This window comes from Veillonella sp. 6_1_27, assembly GCF_000163735.1.
Classification (GTDB): domain Bacteria; phylum Bacillota; class Negativicutes; order Veillonellales; family Veillonellaceae; genus Veillonella; species Veillonella parvula_A.
Genome location: NZ_GG770217.1, coordinates 298,007 through 316,475, shown reverse-complemented (window position 1 = coordinate 316,475; position 18,469 = coordinate 298,007). Strand labels below are relative to the sequence as shown.

Below are 18,469 nucleotides of genomic sequence, written 5' to 3'. Positions count from 1 at the left end.
AGCGTCCTAATGCCTTGGCAATAGTATTGATAGGATCACCAGCAAGAAGGCGTTTTTCAAGATAAAAGCGCTCTTCTAAATTTAAGTGTTTGTTTGTGCGCAATGATGTGATAAGATTAGAGCAGTCCATATTAGTACCTCGTGATTGATTGCGAATTTGATACTCTAATCTTATCACTTGTACTAATATGGATTTTTTATGTGTTCAGTTTCAATTTACAACTAAGCGTCAAAATTATCTTTTTAATAGGGAGTAAAATAATGCTAAATTTTTTCCGAGAGGAAGATTATGAAAAATCATTAATTGAATTATTTCAAAATGATTTAGAGTATGAATATGTATATGGCCCAGATATAGAAAGAGATTTTTATAGTCCTTTCTATGAAGAAGTTTTAGTTGAGTCTTTATATCGTATAAATCATGGTGCAAATAATGATGCGATTCAGGATGCATTATTTAAACTTAAAAATTTTGAAAATGCTGAACTTGTACAGAAGAATGCTATCTTTATGGACTACTTACAGAATGGTATTCCTGTAAGATATTTTGTTGATGGAGAAGAATGTTCTTCAATTGTTTATCTTGTGGATTATAAGAACTCTGAAAATAATTCATTTGTTGTAGCTAATCAATGGACTTTCATTGAGAACAGCAATAAACGTCCTGATCTTATTCTATTTCTAAATGGTCTGCCAATAGTATTAATGGAGCTTAAGTCTCCTTCGCGTGAAGAAACAGATGCTTCCGAGGCATATAGACAACTTCGCAACTATATGCAAGAGATTCCATCGATGTTTATTTATAATGCTATTTGTGTTATGAGTGATCAATTAATTTCTAAAGCTGGTACAATTACTTCCGGCGAAGACCGTTTTATGGAGTGGAAAACCAAAGATGGTAATTATGAGAATACTCAGTATGCACAATTTGATACATTCTTTGAGGGAATATTCCCAAAAGAACGATTACTTGATATTATTAAGAACTTTATTTGTTTCTCGAATGAAGGAATAAATAGCTATAAAATTCTTGCTGGATATCATCAATATTTTGCAGTAAAGAAAGCTATTGAATCGACTAAGCACGCTACTGTTACTGATGGTAAGGGTGGAGTTTTTTGGCATACTCAAGGTAGTGGTAAGTCTCTTTCAATGGTATTCTATGCCCATTTGTTGCAGGAGGCACTAGATAGCCCTACTATTGTTGTGCTTACTGACCGAAATGATCTTGATGATCAACTCTATAGTCAGTTTGTAAAGTGTAAAGATTTTTTACGACAAGAGCCGTTACAAGCAGAAAGTAGAGAAAATCTTAAAACCTTACTTGCTGGGAGACAGGCAAATGGTATTATTTTCACTACGATGCAAAAGTTTGAGGAATCGGATGAACCTCTATCTGAACGTCATAATATTATAGTTATGGCGGATGAAGCACATAGAGGGCAATATGGGCTTGCTGAAAAAATTAAGATTACAAAGAATGAATCTGGAGAGGAAGTAGCAAAACGTGTTATTGGTACAGCCAGACTTATTCGTAATACATTACCTAATGCTACATATATTGGTTTTACAGGAACACCTATTTCTTCAAAAGACCGTAGTACGCGGGAGGTCTTTGGTGATTATATCGATATCTATGATATGACGCAGTCTGTTGAAGATGGTGCAACACGACCTGTTTACTATGAAAGTCGTGTTATCAGATTGAATCTGGATCAAGCTACATTGAGGTTGATTGATGCTGAATATGATTTAATGTCTCTAAATGCTGATAGTGAAGTCATAGAGAAAAGCAAACATGAGCTAGGACAGATGGAAGCCATTCTTGGTAATGATAATACTCTAGATTCTCTTGTGCATGATATTCTTGAACACTATGAAAATAATAGGGAATATTTACTTACCGGTAAGGCAATGATTGTTGCATATTCTCGCTCTATTGCTATGAAAATCTATAAACGCATTTTAGAGCTTCGACCGAATTGGGACGAAAAAGTTGCTGTAGTCATGACTTCTGGTAATAATGATCCAGAAGAGTGGCGTCAAATTATTGGCAATAAGCATCATAAAAATGAACTTGCAAAGAAATTTAAAGATAATAACAGCCCTTTAAAAATTGCTATAGTTGTCGATATGTGGCTAACAGGGTTTGATGTTCCGTCTCTTGCAACTATGTACATTTACAAGCCTATGACTGGACATAATCTAATGCAAGCAATTGCTCGTGTTAATCGTGTATTCCGTGATAAAGAAGGCGGGCTTATTGTTGATTATGTGGGTATTGCTACTGCTTTGAAGCAGGCGATGAACGATTATACATCACGTGATAAAAAAAATTATGGCGACACCGATGTTGCTATGGTTGCCTATCCTAAATTCTTAGAAAAATTATCTATATGTCGAGATATATTCCATGGATATGATTATTCTAAATTTAAAAGTGGTACGGATCTTGAAAGAGCTAAAACTATTAGTGGTGCAGTGAATTTCATTATGGATAAAGAGCGGGCAGAGGATAAGGAGGTATTTGTAAAAGAAGCCCTTATGCTTCATCAAGCACTCTCTCTTTGTTCTTCGTTAGTTAATGAAGATGATAGATTTGAAGCAGCATTCTTTGAAGCTGTTCGTGTACTTGTTTTGAGACTTACTAATACTGGTGTTGATAAAAAGATTTCATTACCAGAAATGAATGCAAGAATAAACGAACTTTTAAAGCACAGTATTAAGAGTGATGGCGTAATTAATTTATTCTCTGACATTAAAGAAGAGTTCTCTTTATTTGATCCTAAATTCTTACAAGATGTTGCTAATATGAAGGAAAAGAATCTTGCAATTGAATTGTTGAAGAGATTAATTTCTAATCAAGTCTCTGTTTATCGCAGAACAAATGTAGTTAAGTCTGAGAAATTTAGTGAAATTATGCAACGCTCTCTCAATGCTTATTTAAATGGGATGCTAACAAATGAAGAAGTTATTGCAGAGATGCTAAAACTAGCAAAACAAATCGCAGCAGATAGACAAGAAGGGGAAAAACTTGGTTTAACTGCAGATGAGTTAGCCTTTTATGATGCATTGGTAAAACCACAGGCTATTAAAGATTTCTATGAAAATGAAGAGCTAATCTCGATAACGAAAGAATTGGCTGAGACTCTGCGTAAAAATAGGACCATAGATTGGCAAAAACGTGAATCAGCAAGAGCCAAAATGCGTATGATCATTAAAAAACTTTTGAAAAAGCACAAATACCCTCCAGAAGGTATGGATGATGCGGTTCAGACTGTAATAACACAATGCGAGCTATGGACGGATAATTATGATATGGAAGAAGAACATAAGGTTTATTCCTATCCAATGCCAACGGAGAAACCGTTATCCCTGGTTGCCGATAATATAGGGAAGTAAGATTGATATGAAATTTTTAAGCCAACAAAGTGCTAACTTTGTTGGCTTTTTGTAAGTAGATTGTAGTAGTGTAAAGATTTAAATATAAAAGTATGAGGGATTGGAAGTATTTATTAATTATTAGAATTGATAATAGAGGAGAACTGCATTTATTTGTAGAAAATATTAATAGAAAGGTTATATAATTTAACGATTAATTCTGAGAAGGGGGAGATTTTTACAGGATGTATGAGTAGTTACTAGAGCCGTTAATTTCTATTGTTATATTGTCATTTACATAAGATATTTTGTTCTAATATATATTAAGGGGAAAATAAAATGGAGAAAATTATTTTTTATAAGATGAATTGCAATAAGTAATGTGACAAAATTAAATCAATTTTTTAATCTCATGTTTAAACATGTCAAATGGTGTTTTAAACCCAAGGCATTTTCTAGGTCGATTATTAATCAGCACTAGTGCTTCTGTTAGTTTATCTAGTGTTACTTTAGCTAAATCGGTTTTCTTAGGAAAAAATTCTCGAAGTAAACTATTACTATTTTCATTAGAGCCACGTTGCCATGCTGCATAGGCATCAGCAAAATACATTGGTATCCCAAACTCGTTTTCAACCTGTTCAAAGCACGCAAATTTTTTACCACGGTCTACTGTAAAGGTTTTAAGTAATTTACTTGTTAATGTGTTGTATAGGGAACTAATAGCTAAAAACATAGAATCCTTAGTTCGGTCATCCATTTTTATTGCTACATAAAATCGAGTTTTACGTTCAACAAATGTAGCTAAACAACCTTTACTTTGACCTCTGGAAGACACCATTGTATCTAGTTCCCAATGACCAAAAGTCTTACGGTTTTCAACTTCTTGAGGTCGGTCCTTAATGGTCCTTTTCACATTGAACCGTCCACGCTTTTCTTGTGTACCAGGTTTTTTGCCTTTCCGGCGAAGTACTTTTTCTGTTACAGCAAGAAAACCACGATGAATCCAAGAATAAATTGTTTTAAAGCTTAGAACTCCAACTAATTCAGCACCAACTATTTCTTCTGGAGACCAAGTTTGTTGTAACCTGGATTCAATTAAAGCCGCTAATTGAGGTGTTAACTTTGTTGGTCTGCCTTTGTTAGCAGACTTACTAATTGCTAATTGTTGTGCTTTAATCGCAGAATATTCACCTTCAATGCGATTTAATTCTCTTGCTACAGTAGAATGGTGAACCCCGATTAAGCTAGCAATCCTACGAACAGAGTATCCTTCTCTTCGTAAAACTTCTATTTGACTTCGTTTTTCTATGGTAAGATGTATATAGCTCATATTAGAGACCTCCGTGTCATGTATTTGTGGTTATTTACATTTTACACGAGATCTCCAATATGAGTCTTTTTATTTGTCGCAATATATTTTACAATTCATCATATAAAGAAATATTTCCGTTGATACAGGAAAATAAAATATGGCTGGGTTGCAAGTTTGGAGATATGGCTTTTAGAGTTCCTGACCATTATGAACCGCGAGCTACAAGATTTTGGATAGATGAATCTGGACAGAAATGGCGTAGTTTGGGAACTATTTGTTGGTATACAAACTTAGACCATGAAAAAAGACATGAAGAATTGATATTGTATAAGAACTATTATGGGAATGAAGAGGACTATCCTAAATATGATAATTATGATGCAGTCAATGTAAATAAAGTTACAGATATTCCGAAAGATTATTTTGAGAATATGGCAGTCCCTATCACATATGTTGATAAACATAATCCGGATCAATTTGAAATAGTTAATGCCAACGATATTAGAACTAATCATGATGCTCCGCAAAAGAGTCATGGATTGATAAAGGATAAAGATGCGGTAATTACCACAAAAAAATCCTTGACAACAAAAGATGAAGAAAATTACGCTCTAACAGACAGACAGACAGACAGACAGACAGACAGACAGACAGACAGACAGACAGACGCATTACTTATGCGAGAATTGTTATCAGACGCAAGATGTAACGGAATTATGGGAGTGCCAATCACATTCCTTGATAAGTACAACCCAGACCAATTCATCATCGTTGGGCTTGACAGATATGTCCCAGACAATCCAAAGTGTGGACATAGACTTAAGGTCGGTGGACGAGAAACTTATGCAAGAATACTTATTAAGAGAAAAGTGTAGTGGAGTTATAGGCGTACACAGTACCTTTCTTGATAAATATAATCCAGAATAATTTGAAATACTTGGGTTAGCAAATAGTGCAAGATATTTAGGCGATTATCCATGTTATACAGTAATTGATGGTAAGAAAATTTATAACAGAATTTTAATTAGAAGGAGAAAAAGGCAATGAAAATAGAGCCTAAATCAATAAAAGTTAGTGATATATTCGAAAGCTATTCGGATAATGGAGATGATGGGGTTTTTGCTTATGGTGGTAAATTAGCGATAAGACCTGCATATTAGCGAGAGTTTGTTTATAGCACAGAACAAGCTGAAGCTGTTATGCATACGATATTAAAAGGCGTTCCATTAAATGTTATGTATTGGGTAAAGGTCAGAAACGAAAAATATGAAGTGTTAGATGGTCAACAAAGGACGCTTTCTGTAATGCAATATCTTAAACATCAATTTCCGATTACAATTGACGGCAAAAAGTATTACTGGGACGCATTGCCAGATGATAAATTCAATTCGATTATGAATTATGAGTTTATGATTTATATTTGCGAGGGCAATGAGTCGGAAAAATTAGATTGGTTTAAGGTTGTAAATATCGCCGGTGAAAAGCTAATAGAACAAGAACTACGCAACTCTGTTTATATAGGCGAATGGCTATCAGATGCAAAGAAGTATTTCTCCAAGTGAAATTGTGCAGCTAAAGGTTTGTCAGATAAATATATTACAGGAGATCCAAATAGACAGGAGCTTCTTGAAAAGGCTTTGAAAGGCATCAGCGAATTTCAAGGAATAAGAGATATCACGGAATATATGGCTGCACATAAATTGGATAATGATGCAGATGAATTATGGCAATATTTTCAAGATGTCATCAGTTGGGTGCAAAAGATATTTCCTAAATACTATTCAGATATGAAAGGATTGGATTGGTGTCATTTTTACAATTAATACCATTCAAACTCCTACAACTCATCAACGATGAATGCTGAAGTTAAAAGGCTTCACGAAGATGAAGATATTCAAAAAACAAAAGGGATTTATGAATATCTTTTGTGCAAAGACAAAGATCCTTTTGCCGGAAGATTGCTTAATTTACGAGTACTTGATAAGCGAGATAAAATGGCTGCTCTTAGTAAACAAGAGGGGAATTGTCCAATTTGTAAGCAACATTTTGAGTTTGAAGAAATGGAGGGCGATCATATTAAGCCTTGGGGCAAAGGCGGTCATACAATTCCAGATAACTGTCAAATGCTGTGTAGAGATTGCAATGGAAAGAAAACGGATAAGTATTAGGTATTAAATATTAACTTAGGAATTGTCTCTTCATATTGAGTACGATATTATTCTTTGGGACAAATTTGTGTTTGCGAACTTGAAAAACTGTATGTCATTTGCTTTAAAGGAATATCAATCTTAATTAAATAACAATAATTCAATAAAGCAAATGGTACATGAAGAAAATTTAAAGAAATATCTTTAGGAGATTGATTATGGAAGTAGAAAACCCTTTATCTGAATTTAAAATTACAAAACTATTTACTCCAAGTAAAAATAATGAGAACTACATAAAAGCAAGGGAAAGTACGACCATCGAATATAAAGAATCATATAATCATGGTTCAATGGCTCAGTACTTTAAAACTATGGCAGCTTTTGCCAATACAGATGGCGGTTATATTATTTTTGGGATAACTGACAGTCCGAGGACATTCAAAGGCTTATCAGATAAAGGTAAACACCAGTTTGAAAATATCAAAATTGAAGAATTTACAAACAACTTAAATGAGTATTTTCAACCAAGTATTAAATGGGCTAATGTAATTTTTGAATATAGGGATAAAACCTACGGAATAATATATACCTATCCTTTGGATAATAAACCTTGTATATGTTCGAAAATGTATGACGATAGAGGGAAGAAAAACAGCTTAGAAGAGGGTGATATATACTATAGATATAGGGGCAGAAGTCAAAAAATTAAATATGCAGAATTACAAATGATTTTTGATGAAAACAAAGAAAAAGAGGCAAAAAAATGGATTAAGTTGATAGAAAATACAGCTAAAATAGGTATATCTAATGCCTCATTATTAAATCTAAGTAATGGAGAGTTTCAATTGGATAATTCTACAATTGTTATGGATAAGGCGTTAGTTGATAGTATAAATTTTGTAAAAGAAGGTAGCTTTGTTGAAAACGGTGGAACTCCAGCTTTGAAGTTAATGGGTAGTATAAAAGATATTCGGACTTTTGACGGTATTGTTGTAACAACTCCAAAGTTAAAGGCAATAGAGCCTTCAGATATAATCATCGAATTTTTAAGAAGTTCGGCCGTAGATTCACCTATTGAATTTATAAAGGTTATCATGAATTGTAATAGTGGATTTCAACCAATTTATTACTATATAAAGCAAAGTGAACGAGATATAGACTGGATAAAAAAATTTATTAATGATAGTGGGAAAGATACTCAAACTATAACATTATTGATTAGTAGATTAAATGGAAGATTAGAAAAAAAACAAGAATTGAAATCAAACGAGTCTGAAGCTAATTATTTTAAAAGGAGATATTTCAATTGCTTTAAAGATAAAAAAATAACAAATGATTTGAGTGAATTTTTAGAAGAAAAACATCAAATATGGTTGCTACAGTCTTTTATGTATTTAGATGATATGAAAATAATTGAAAACGAAGCATACTACAAATCTATATTATTGGAGTTATATGAAAAGCTTTTAAAAAATAAGCGAGGAAATGTGGCTACTTGCTTTAGAAAAGCTATTTGTAGATTAGATGAAGTGCTGTTTTTTAATAAATAGTTACGAATATATAATTCAAATGAGTAATAGGAGTCAGTTATGGCAAAAGGGGTAATATATTTAATGACTACAGTCGTTTCCGGTCTTATCAAGATTGGCAAGACGGGAAATGACCAATTTGAAAATAGAATGAGATTTTTAGAGAGCAATGGATATGCCAATATTACAGGATTAAAAAGGGAGTTTGCTATAGAAGTAGATGGATATGATGAGAAAGAAAAATTAATTCATGATATTTTTAGCAAAAGTAGAATTGTCGGTACTGAACTATTTGCGTTAGATATAGAGGTGGCAAAATCCTTATTATCTTCTTTAGATGGTAAACAAATTTATCCTAAAGATAAAAGCAAAAAAGAAGTATTCAAAGAATCTACAGAAGAAATAAAACTTAAAACTGAGGGTGGATTTATTCCAGATGGAGAGTATGTATTAAATCGTAACATAAAAGGTTTTGGAAAAGTGAAGGGGAAAGCTATAGTTAAAGATGGAGTCTTTACAGTGTTGAAAGGAAGTTTTTGTGGTAACACCGGCAAAGGTTATGTACCTTCTATTAGAAGAAATGCGAAGATAAAAGATAATATATTACAAGAAGATATTGTATGTATGAATCCATCAAGTGCCGGGTGGATAGTTATTGGCAAATCTAATAATGGATGGGTAGAATGGAAAGACTTACAAGGGAATCTTATCGAAAAATATAGAGATAAAGAAAAGTAGCTGATACATAAATTGGCTATCATAAAATATAACGAGAGGTAAGCTTATGTCAAATTTAAAAGCAAAAGAATATAGGCAATTTGAAAATATTAAATATGTTAGACAAGACGGGAGCGAATATTGGAGTGCAAGAGAACTTGCTGATGTACTTGATTATTCTCAATGGCGAAACTTTCAAAAGGTCATTGATAGAGCGATGATTGCCTGTGAGAACAGCGGACATGAGGTCACATACGATTTTGCTGAGGTCAGCAAAATCGTAGAGGCTGGAGCTACAAGGAAGTCTATAAAAGATTATGAACTTACGAGATATGCTTGCTATTTGATTGTGCAAAACGGCGATCCGAGAAAAGAGGTTATTGCACTTGGACAAACCTATTTTGCCATACAAACATATCGTCAAGAAATAGCAGATCATTTTAATCAGCTTGATGAAGATAGAAGAAGGCTTGTTGTTCGTGGAGATATTAAACAATGGAATCAGCTTTTGGTAGAAACTGCACACGATGCGGGAGTTATCACAAACGAAGAATTTGCTATATTTCAGAATGCAGGATATATGGGATTGTATGGCGGATTAGATGTTGAAGACATACATGATAGAAAAGGCTTAACCGCGAGACAAAAAATTCTGGATTATATGGGGAGTACCGAACTGATTGCTAATTTATTTAGAATATCACAGACAGAAGAAAAGCTAAGGAAGGACAAGATTGAAGGTGCAGAAGCTGCAACAAAGGTTCATTACTCAGTAGGAAAAGAAGTGAGAAGTGCTATTGAAAAAATTGGTGGCACTATGCCGGAAGATTTGCCTGTTCCGGAGAAAAGCATTCAACAAATAGAAAAAGAACAAATGAAACGTCTAAAAGATAAAGCGAAAAAGGGCAAATTGATGTTGGATGAATAATATTTGTCCAAAGAAAATCATTCATATTGTAGTATCACCATTGATACTGTTTTGATACTAAAAAACTCTAAAACCACAAATAATAGGTATAGAAATAGCTAAAAACAAAAGCTAAAAAGATACTGATATAAAATTAATGAAACAAATATGCCATGGTAATTATTGAGTGGGAGTAATAAGTAAATATAGAATTTAAAGCCTTATAAATATTAAATTTATAAGGCTTTAGGTTTATTTGACTGAGTTAATTATGTCTTGTATGTTGTGATTTTTACTTAAGTAAATAAATTTAAATATTTTAATAGGGATACTTATTAATAACAGAATTGTTGCGTTATTAGAAAAAAGTAATAAAATGTATGTATAAGGGTGATTACTCGAAATTTCTTTATTTAGATAGTGTGTTTGTATGATTATATATGAGGGCTGAAATGGGGACAAAGATTGAAATTGAGAAAAATCTTCCACTAAAAAGTAACGATTTGGAAGAGCTGTTTAATAAGCATATTGCGGCATATGGTTGGAAAAATGAGATAAAAGAAAAGGTCGTACAAGAAGAGGGAGTAGAAGACGATGCTGGTGATGAAGAAACTTATCGAACCTCTCTAAGAAGACAAAGAGATAAAATTTTGTATACTGGAGGCTTTCGTAGATTACAAGATAAAACTCAAGTAATTTCTGCTACTAGCTCAGGAGATCATAGAACGAGATTAACCCATACATTGGAGGTTGAACAGATTGCAGTAAGTATTGCAAATGCTCTTAAACTAAACGTAGATTTAGTATCTGCAATAGCATTAGGACATGATGTTGGACACACACCATTTGGACATGCTGCTGAAAGGAAATTAAGTAAGTTATTAGAAAAAGAAGGGCAGTTTCATCACCCGATTCAGAGTATAAGATATTTATGGGAAAAATATGGTTCCAAAATTGACCCTGAAATTTATGAAGGAATATTATTGCATGATTCAGATATGTTTAAAATTGACAAAAAGAAAGTTCAAAACCAGTTTAATTACTTGAAGAAAAGTGATAATGAATCAGTAGAATTTGAAGAATGGGTCAAAGTTGATGAGTGGATTAATTCATTTCCAAGCACTTTAGAAGCACAAGTAGTAATTTGGGCAGATAAGATTGCTTATATTACACATGACTTGGAAGACTTTTTGGGGTGCTCTGCATATGCTAATTTGGAAAATAGTGACGCTACTATTGAAAAACAGTTATGTTCCATTTTAAATGACTTAATATTTAAGAAGAATATAGACTCTTTAAAGGATTTTGAATCGAGAGATTTAATTCGAAGTATTATCAGAAATTTAATTGTTTCTAGTGTTGAGACGATTAATAAGATTAATAATTTACAACAAGTTAATGTTAAGCGAGAGACTGAAAATAGACAGTCTTCTTCGAATTCTAATAGTAAAAATAAGGTGTACTTAGATAGTCTTATTATTAATTTTAGTAAAGAATATCGTGATAAGTATTATGATTTAAGAAAATTTCTAGATGATTATTATATTTTAAGTCCAGAAGTTCAAAAGAATGATGCTAAGGCTGAAGTTATAGTAGAATGGCTTTTCAATAAATTAAGAGATAAGCATAAGCTTTTGCCTTTGAAAATTAGAAATGAAATTGACAACGCTATTATAGAAGCTGCCTATGAAGATAAATATTTAAGTAAAATAGTGAATGATATTTATAAAGAGAAAACTAAAGAACAAAGGCGTATATCTCAATTAATTTCTAAAATTAATGATATTAAAGAAGAATCAATAAAAGCGAAAACAAAGAAGTCGCAAACAAAGCAACAGCAAATAAGCGAAGAGAAATCGTATGATAATCTAGAAAAGAAAGTTGTATCTAGAAAAGTTGCTTGTTATATAGCTACGATGTCAGATACATATGCTGAAAATATGTATAGAGATTTGATTGGAAGTAGTGTAGATTTTAACTTATAAGAGTGTATTATGGTAGAACTATTAAAAGATGATAAGTTATCATTTATGCATGATCATATGGGATGTAATATAGCTAGGTATATTAGCATTTCTCCTGATATGAGTATTCGGTATATAAATATCGACAAAGATTATGTGTATAAAGGTGATTTAAAAGAATGTATTCTTGACCTGATTAAAGTTTCTAATTCTAAGTCTGTTAATATTAGAAGTTTTAGCATAGAGTCAATGAAAGGTCATAGTCTTGTTTATGGAAAACAAGCAAACGAGATAGATGAAATACTCAATATAATTCAAAAGAATTGCAATGAAAACAAATATTCTATAATTAATGAGACCATAGATGTAAATGATGGTGGTGTTTCTGGGGTTATTTTAGGGAATATTATTGAATTTGCTCCAAATGATACGCCTAAGTGTGTCGAAAAGCCTGATATTTGTTTCTTAGAAAGAAATATGGGAATGCATCTATTGAAAACAGTATATGGTTTTGCACCGGTGTGTGATTTTGACGAAAGCTATAGAGTTGAATTTAGCTTACATCCCCATAGAGAAGGCCTTAATAAAAGTCATACGATTATTTGGGAATACGAAAAATTTGAAGAGTATGAGTTTGATATAAAAATAAAATGGCCAAATAAGTTTTCACGCTTTATTGGTGATAAGCCTTTTGGTTTGATTATAGCGGATTATTTAGGATTTAATGTTCCATATACAACGGTTATTTCTAGAAATGTTCCTCCATTTTCTTTTGGACAAGAAACTGGACTAAGAGAAAAGTGGATACGTACTGCTCCAATCGTTAAAGAACCAGGCAAGTATTATACTGGAGATAAGTGGACTGATCCATTTATTTTAATGCAGAAAGAAGAGCTTAAAGGGGACAATAAAATTAATATTGCTTCTGTTTTAAGTCAAAGTGCAGTTGAAGCAGTTTACTCAGGTGGAGCTATTGTAAGTGAGAATCAGGTTAATGATGTTATAGAAGGGGTTGCTGGAAAAGGCGATAACTTCATGGTTGGTGCAGAGTATTTAGATTCTTTACCTGATAATGTGTTAGTAAAATTAAAAGCACTACTAAATGAAATTCGTAACTATCATTATCTTTTAGGTGATGTCTCGATTGAGTGGGTATTTGATGGTACTAAAATTTGGTTAGTACAGTTGAATCAGATTAAAGAAAAGGGACTTGGAACTACAATTGTTACAGGTAAACCAGCTAAGTATGAAAAGTTTTATGTAGAAGATGGTTTAGAGCAATTGAGGACTAAAATTAAAGCTATTAAAGATAGTAATATTGGTATTGAATTAATTGGGGATGTAGGTCTTACTAGCCATTTTGGTGATGTTCTTAGGCATGACAATATACCATCATTTATTAGCAAAATAAGTAAAAAGTAATATATGTTTAGGCTTATAATGAGTCAAAGTTATTAGGCTTTGATAAAATGAAGCACATGATTATAAACGTGTAAAAGCGTTTTATCATGTGCTTTTTATTTGCATTTTAATATTTAATCATTAATCGAAAAATAATCATTTATCATTATGATACACATGATACAATAGTAGATGAAAAGTATTATTAATGAATAAAATAGGCTCAAATTAATTGAGTTTTAGATTATAGTATTGTTAATTGTGTAATGAGGTCCTATGAAAACAACAAAATCTTTTGGCAATCATTCCAAATATTCCCTTCATGATGCAAGGGTACAGAAAATAGAATACGCACACGATAATTTGATCCTTACATTTGATTACATTTTTTCTTACGAAAACGGTACTGAACAAACTCATAAGGCTCAAGTTGTATTTGAGACGTGTGATATAGATTTTTTTGAAATTCTCGTGTTTAATAACACAATACTAGATACTTTCACAGGTAAAAGAATTGAATTATCTCAGTATCAACAGGATTATAGTGAAAGTGAATTCGAGGTCATTACAGAGACCTATAATTGGGATCACGCTGTATTCCAGGGTTGGTTATGGACCGAGGGGAATCCAGTTCACTGTATAATGAACATATACTTTAAAGGTGATATGGTATATGTAATTGAATGAGGCCTGAGATGAGTGATTTAGATTTTACTATTAGCTGTACAGTTACGTTCTTCAGTAAGAAGAGAAGAACTTCACCGAATTTAAATAATGGAATGTACTATCCTCATATTGTTATAAAAGGTACTGAGGAATATCTTGGTATCAACTTTATTGATGGTGAAGATGTCATCTTTGATAAACCGATTCAAGCGAATGCTTTACCAGTATATGAAACCGTAGATTATTCTGCTATACAAGCAGGTGCAGAGTTTTTTATTATGGAAGGCGGAAATATTGTTGGTGAAGGGATTGTAAAAGAAATCTTTCAACATAAACCGTATGGGAGTAAATAACTTTGGGCTATAAAAATGTATGTGTAAACTGCCGAATCTCCTTGTCGGAGGGCACAAACTACGAGTTGTTTAACAGAAATAAAACCTGCCCTACCTGTAAAGGTAAAATGTACTTTGTGAACGAGAAGTTCAAGGCTCCTAAAAAATCTAATGACAAAGAGTGGAAGATTATAGAGTATTTGTTGTTGAGCGGCTATGATTTCCGTAATCCTTATTGTGGACATGAGCAATGTATTTATTTTGAGTTCCTTAAGAATCTGCAAGAGGCAGAAGAGTTTATCCGAGAAATGAGGAATTTAGACTAAGTTAGGAGGTTTCGTATGGCACCGCAAGTTACAGATTTTTCGTTCTGGAATGAAATGTGGAAACAAAGTTATTATGATCGTGAGAAAGGGATTCGGGCGAATCCATTATTAGAGTATTGGGACAAGCGGGCCAATGATTTTTCTCTTATGCGTAAAAGCAATGACTACGACTTTGGACGGAAGGTGTATGCTGCTTTAAGTAGTGTCTTAACACCTGATTCTAGTATGTTAGACATAGGTGCTGGTCCTGGTTCTTTTACAATTCCTTTTGCTCAACATATTAAATCTGTTACTGCTATTGAGCCGTCAAAGGGCATGGTGGCAGTCCTTAAAGAAAATGCCAAAGAATTAAACGTTGAGAATATTAACATCATTGAAGAAATGGTACAGGACTTACCTCAAGATGGATCTCTTGACTCCCAATTTGATGTAGTGGCTATTTCTTTAGTACTTTGGATGTTTCCTGATGTGTGGCCTCGAATTTTACAAATGGAGCAATACTCAAAAGGCTATTGTGCCATTGTGGCTGGTATTCCCGATTGGAAGAATCCTAGAGCAGCAAGTAAATCTGATGTAGAAGAATTCCAGATTCTGTACAATATGTTGCTTTCACAAGGGCGATTCCCTAATGTAAGCATCATTGATTATAGATGTGAACGTACTGTAGAAGATGAAATCGAGTGCCGAAAGATCATATACGAACAGTACTATGGAGATTTAACGCCAGCAGCAGAGGAACAAATCAAAAAAGAAATCATAGCAAAATCTAAGGACAATAAATGTTTGATTTCTTCTCGGTCTGCTATAATTTGGTGGAATCCTAGGGAAGTTGTGTCACACACCTAAGATGTAGTTCGTAAATGGATTAGAAAAGGCAGCAACATGATTAGTATCGTTAAGGGCGATAGGACGATTACCTATACCGAAGAAAGAAACTTTACCCCTCAGCAGGTAGCAGAACTGTTTTTATCTGTTCGTTGGGTGGTAGGTAAATATCCCGACCGATTGTACAAGGCGCTAATGAATTCCTCGCGCGTGATTTCTGCTTGGGATGGAGATCGTTTAATAGGTCTTATTCGCGTCATGGATGATAGCGAACTTGTGTGCTTCATCAATTATGTGCTAGTTCATCCTGATTATCGGGGCCAAGGTATTGCAGGGCACTTGCTAGAAATGGTGAAAGACGCTTACAAATCGTATTTGTACATCAATGTTATGATTGGTGAAAGCAAGAATGCTCCATTCTATGAGAAGCATGGGTTTAAGATAAAAGATAACTCCTTACCAATGCAATATCGTAATGTGCCTAAATATACAAAAAGATAATTGGTCAAATTGTTAATAAAAGGCTACACGTACATAGAGTTACGTGTAGCCTTTGTTATGTAAACGGTATATACTAAAACCTATATGTAGATACAATGGAGAAGGATATGGATATATTAATACGAAAAGCGACAACTGCAGATTTAGATGTAGTTACACATATAGAAGCAACTTGTTTTCCTCCGGCAGAGGCGGCGCCTCGTGAGGCTTTTAAGGAACGATTAGACTATTATGCAGGCCAGTTTTTAATTGCCTTTGACGGCGATACACCAATTGGTTTTATTGATGGCTTCGTATCTGATGATGAAATCTTAACGGATGAGATGTTCGGCGATGCTTCTTTGCATAACCCTAACGGTGCATGGCAGATGATATTTGGCTTAAATACATTGCCAGAGTATAGGAATCGCGGTGTAGGTGGTAAGTTAATTGGGGCGTTTATCGACCTTGCGAGAGAGGAAAAACGTAAGGGTGTTATTCTAACCTGTAAGAAAGAAAAGATACCCTATTATGCCAAGTTTGGTTTTGTAAATGAAGGTGAGTCTGAGTCTGATCACGGCGGTGCTAAATGGTATCAGATGCGCGTTGAGTTTTAGCACCTTTGTTATGGCAATATAGTTATTAATAGATAAAAATAAATTATAGAATTTGACGGATATTTTTACAGATTGTCCTAATGAGAAACTAAAACTCCGCTTAGTGGTTGAGTTTTAGCTTCTTTTTTGCTGAAAAGTATAGATTTTACAAGAATAGCTGTACCCCTATATGTTTATTGACACTGTATATCCCTCATGCTACGATGAAAAAAATCACATATGATTGGGTTAGGTGTCTATTGACTTAATAGAGAATTTGGTATAAGCCAAAGCGGTCACGCCACTGTAACAGCGAGGTACTTTGCATAGAGGATGAAATGCTCTCGGTCACTGAAGTTTTTGGGAAGGCGCAAAGTAACGTTAAACTGGAGCCAGGAGAACTGCCTAATTAACAATTGCCAATTGACCTGCGAGAGACAGGGATGGGGATTGATATAGATGAATTTATACTAGCTATGCATAGTTGAAAGCTCATACTATATGCTAGCTTATTAGGCGTGGTAGTTAGTCTAACTGAGATGACAGCCCGTTTCCTCTTCGTGGGGAAACGGGCTTTTTATGTGCACTTATAGTGATAGTTTTAGTTGAGAGAAGAGAGGTACTTATGTTCAAACAAAAGAAGTTTATGGCGTATTTAGTCACTGTTTTCCTCCTAATTGTTAGTATGCTCATCTCTGCATGTGGAGGTCCTAGTGAGACAAAGAAAGATACGGCGCAAAATAACAAGCCAATCGAAATCACAGACGTAACGGGGCGTACGGTAACACTGAAAAAGCCAGCAGAGAGAGTTGTTTTACAATGGAGTGGTGCCGGTGGTCCATTCTTTACGATTTCTGCACTTATGGGCAAGGATACGCCGAAGGTTATTGCCGGCATGGATACATCCTTACAGGATTACAGAGCGGATATGTGGAAGCACTTTACTGCTGAAATGCCTGAATTAGCTAAGATCCCAGTAGTGGGTACTATCGGTGATAAAACATTTAATGCTGAGCAAGTTGTGGCATTAAATCCAGATGTTATTTTTATTCCTGTAGATTTGAAAGATCAGTACGAGTCTGATGCAAAACCAAAAATGGATGCTGCTGGTATCCAGACTATTTATATAGATTACCATGCAGAAAAATTGGAAAGTCATCAAAAATCCATTGAAGCCATCGGTAAGGCTTTGGGCAAAGAAGAACGAGCTGCAGAAATTAGCAAGTTCTATACGGATCGCGTGACAAGAGTTCTCGACCGTGTTAGTAAAATTAACAAGCCAAAACCAACTGTTTACATTGAAGTTGGCATGAATGGTCCAGAAGAATTTGGTAACTCCTTTAGTGGTAACTACTCTTGGGGTGCTTTAGCGACTATGGCTGGAGGTGATGTAATCACCAAGGATGCTGTTAAGAAATCCTCTCCTATTAATCCGGAATTTGTATTAGAGGAAAATCCAGATATCATCATGATTATGGGTTCTTACTGGCCTAAGAAACCAACCTCTATGCGTTTAGGTTTTGAAGCAACCGAAGATTCGTCTCAAGCGTTGTTGAAAGCTTTCACCACAGAACGTCAAGGTTGGAGCGAATTAAAAGCTGTTGAAAATAAACAAGTTTATTCCGCGCATCATGGCCTTCCTCGCGAAGTATTTGATGCAGCAGTCTTTGAATATTTAGCAAAAACCTTCTATCCTGAAGAGTTTGCGGATGTAGATCCAGAAGCTACACTGAAAGAGTTCTATGACAAATTCTTGCCATACTCTTATAGTGGTATCTGGTTTATGCATATGAATTAAGAGTGTGTGTAGAAGGAGTTGATGGAGTAAAACTATATAAATGCTGTCGTACATTGTGTTTATTAGAATGTATTGAGTTTTGAATTTT

General features: G+C 33.9%; 17 protein-coding genes, 1 pseudogene and 1 riboswitch. Of the genes and pseudogenes, 17 read left to right on the top strand and 1 reads right to left on the bottom strand.

All coding sequences use genetic code 11. From position 1 onward, the window contains the following. The first annotated feature begins 261 nt into the window (after positions 1-261). Positions 262-3,402 carry a type I restriction endonuclease subunit R gene (locus HMPREF0874_RS08465; protein ID WP_008603128.1) on the top strand — a complete coding sequence of 1,047 codons (3,141 nt, stop codon included), beginning with the start codon at positions 262-264 and terminating at the stop codon, positions 3,400-3,402. 370 nt (positions 3,403-3,772) lie between these two features. On the opposite strand, the gene HMPREF0874_RS08460 is transcribed toward HMPREF0874_RS08465, so the two are convergent. After that, positions 3,773-4,711, bottom strand: a complete 939-nt coding sequence (locus HMPREF0874_RS08460) for an IS30 family transposase (protein WP_008603126.1) — start codon at positions 4,709-4,711, stop codon at positions 3,773-3,775. 59 nt (positions 4,712-4,770) lie between these two features. Between HMPREF0874_RS08460 and HMPREF0874_RS10090 the strand changes: the two genes are divergently transcribed. From HMPREF0874_RS10090 to HMPREF0874_RS08390, 16 genes and pseudogenes are all read left to right on the top strand, one after another. After that, a complete protein-coding gene (locus HMPREF0874_RS10090) occupies positions 4,771-5,568 on the top strand; it encodes a modification methylase EcoRI (protein ID WP_008603124.1) in 798 nt (265 codons plus the stop codon). Between the two features lie 297 nt (positions 5,569-5,865). After that, positions 5,866-6,255 (top strand): annotated as a pseudogene (locus HMPREF0874_RS10085) (DUF262 domain-containing protein); the annotation flags it as partial. 18 nt (positions 6,256-6,273) lie between these two features. Further along, positions 6,274-6,516: a hypothetical protein gene (locus HMPREF0874_RS10080; protein ID WP_008603122.1), complete on the top strand. Its 243-nt coding sequence runs from the start codon at positions 6,274-6,276 to the stop codon at positions 6,514-6,516. Between the two features lie 30 nt (positions 6,517-6,546). Continuing rightward, a complete protein-coding gene (locus tag HMPREF0874_RS10075; RefSeq protein ID WP_008603120.1) occupies positions 6,547-6,861 on the top strand; it encodes an HNH endonuclease in 315 nt (104 codons plus the stop codon). 197 nt (positions 6,862-7,058) lie between these two features. Further along, complete coding sequence (locus HMPREF0874_RS09875) at positions 7,059-8,390, top strand: helix-turn-helix domain-containing protein (protein ID WP_008603118.1); 1,332 nt, start codon at positions 7,059-7,061, stop codon at positions 8,388-8,390. A 39-nt stretch (positions 8,391-8,429) separates the two neighbouring features. Continuing rightward, positions 8,430-9,107 carry a GIY-YIG nuclease family protein gene (locus HMPREF0874_RS08440; RefSeq protein WP_008603116.1) on the top strand — a complete coding sequence of 226 codons (678 nt, stop codon included), beginning with the start codon at positions 8,430-8,432 and terminating at the stop codon, positions 9,105-9,107. Positions 9,108-9,153: 46 nt separating this feature from the next. Next, positions 9,154-10,014 carry a DNA damage-inducible protein D gene (gene dinD / locus HMPREF0874_RS08435; RefSeq protein WP_008603115.1) on the top strand — a complete coding sequence of 287 codons (861 nt, stop codon included), beginning with the start codon at positions 9,154-9,156 and terminating at the stop codon, positions 10,012-10,014. Between the two features lie 431 nt (positions 10,015-10,445). Further along, complete coding sequence (gene dgt, locus HMPREF0874_RS10070) at positions 10,446-11,978, top strand: dGTP triphosphohydrolase (RefSeq protein WP_008603113.1); 1,533 nt, start codon at positions 10,446-10,448, stop codon at positions 11,976-11,978. A gap of 9 nt (positions 11,979-11,987) precedes the next feature. Further along, a complete protein-coding gene (locus HMPREF0874_RS08425; RefSeq protein WP_008603110.1) occupies positions 11,988-13,379 on the top strand; it encodes a hypothetical protein in 1,392 nt (463 codons plus the stop codon). Between the two features lie 255 nt (positions 13,380-13,634). After that, positions 13,635-14,045, top strand: coding sequence for a hypothetical protein (locus tag HMPREF0874_RS08420; protein WP_008603108.1), 411 nt, complete (start codon positions 13,635-13,637; stop codon positions 14,043-14,045). An 8-nt stretch (positions 14,046-14,053) separates the two neighbouring features. Then, positions 14,054-14,377 (top strand): hypothetical protein, encoded by a 324-nt coding sequence (locus tag HMPREF0874_RS08415; RefSeq protein WP_039965407.1) that lies wholly within the window; start codon positions 14,054-14,056, stop codon positions 14,375-14,377. Positions 14,378-14,379: 2 nt separating this feature from the next. Next, positions 14,380-14,682 carry a hypothetical protein gene (locus tag HMPREF0874_RS08410; protein ID WP_008603104.1) on the top strand — a complete coding sequence of 101 codons (303 nt, stop codon included), beginning with the start codon at positions 14,380-14,382 and terminating at the stop codon, positions 14,680-14,682. A gap of 15 nt (positions 14,683-14,697) precedes the next feature. Then, positions 14,698-15,528: a class I SAM-dependent methyltransferase gene (locus HMPREF0874_RS08405; protein WP_008603102.1), complete on the top strand. Its 831-nt coding sequence runs from the start codon at positions 14,698-14,700 to the stop codon at positions 15,526-15,528. Positions 15,529-15,564: 36 nt separating this feature from the next. Then, positions 15,565-16,008, top strand: coding sequence for a GNAT family N-acetyltransferase (locus tag HMPREF0874_RS08400; RefSeq protein ID WP_008603100.1), 444 nt, complete (start codon positions 15,565-15,567; stop codon positions 16,006-16,008). A 107-nt stretch (positions 16,009-16,115) separates the two neighbouring features. Further along, positions 16,116-16,604: a GNAT family N-acetyltransferase gene (locus tag HMPREF0874_RS08395; RefSeq protein ID WP_008603099.1), complete on the top strand. Its 489-nt coding sequence runs from the start codon at positions 16,116-16,118 to the stop codon at positions 16,602-16,604. Positions 16,605-16,817: 213 nt separating this feature from the next. Continuing rightward, positions 16,818-17,007, top strand: a riboswitch (cobalamin riboswitch). Positions 17,008-17,208: 201 nt separating this feature from the next. Continuing rightward, entirely contained in the window at positions 17,209-18,381 is a 1,173-nt protein-coding gene (locus HMPREF0874_RS08390) for an ABC transporter substrate-binding protein (RefSeq protein WP_039965404.1), read from the top strand. The last annotated feature ends 88 nt before the right edge of the window (positions 18,382-18,469 follow it).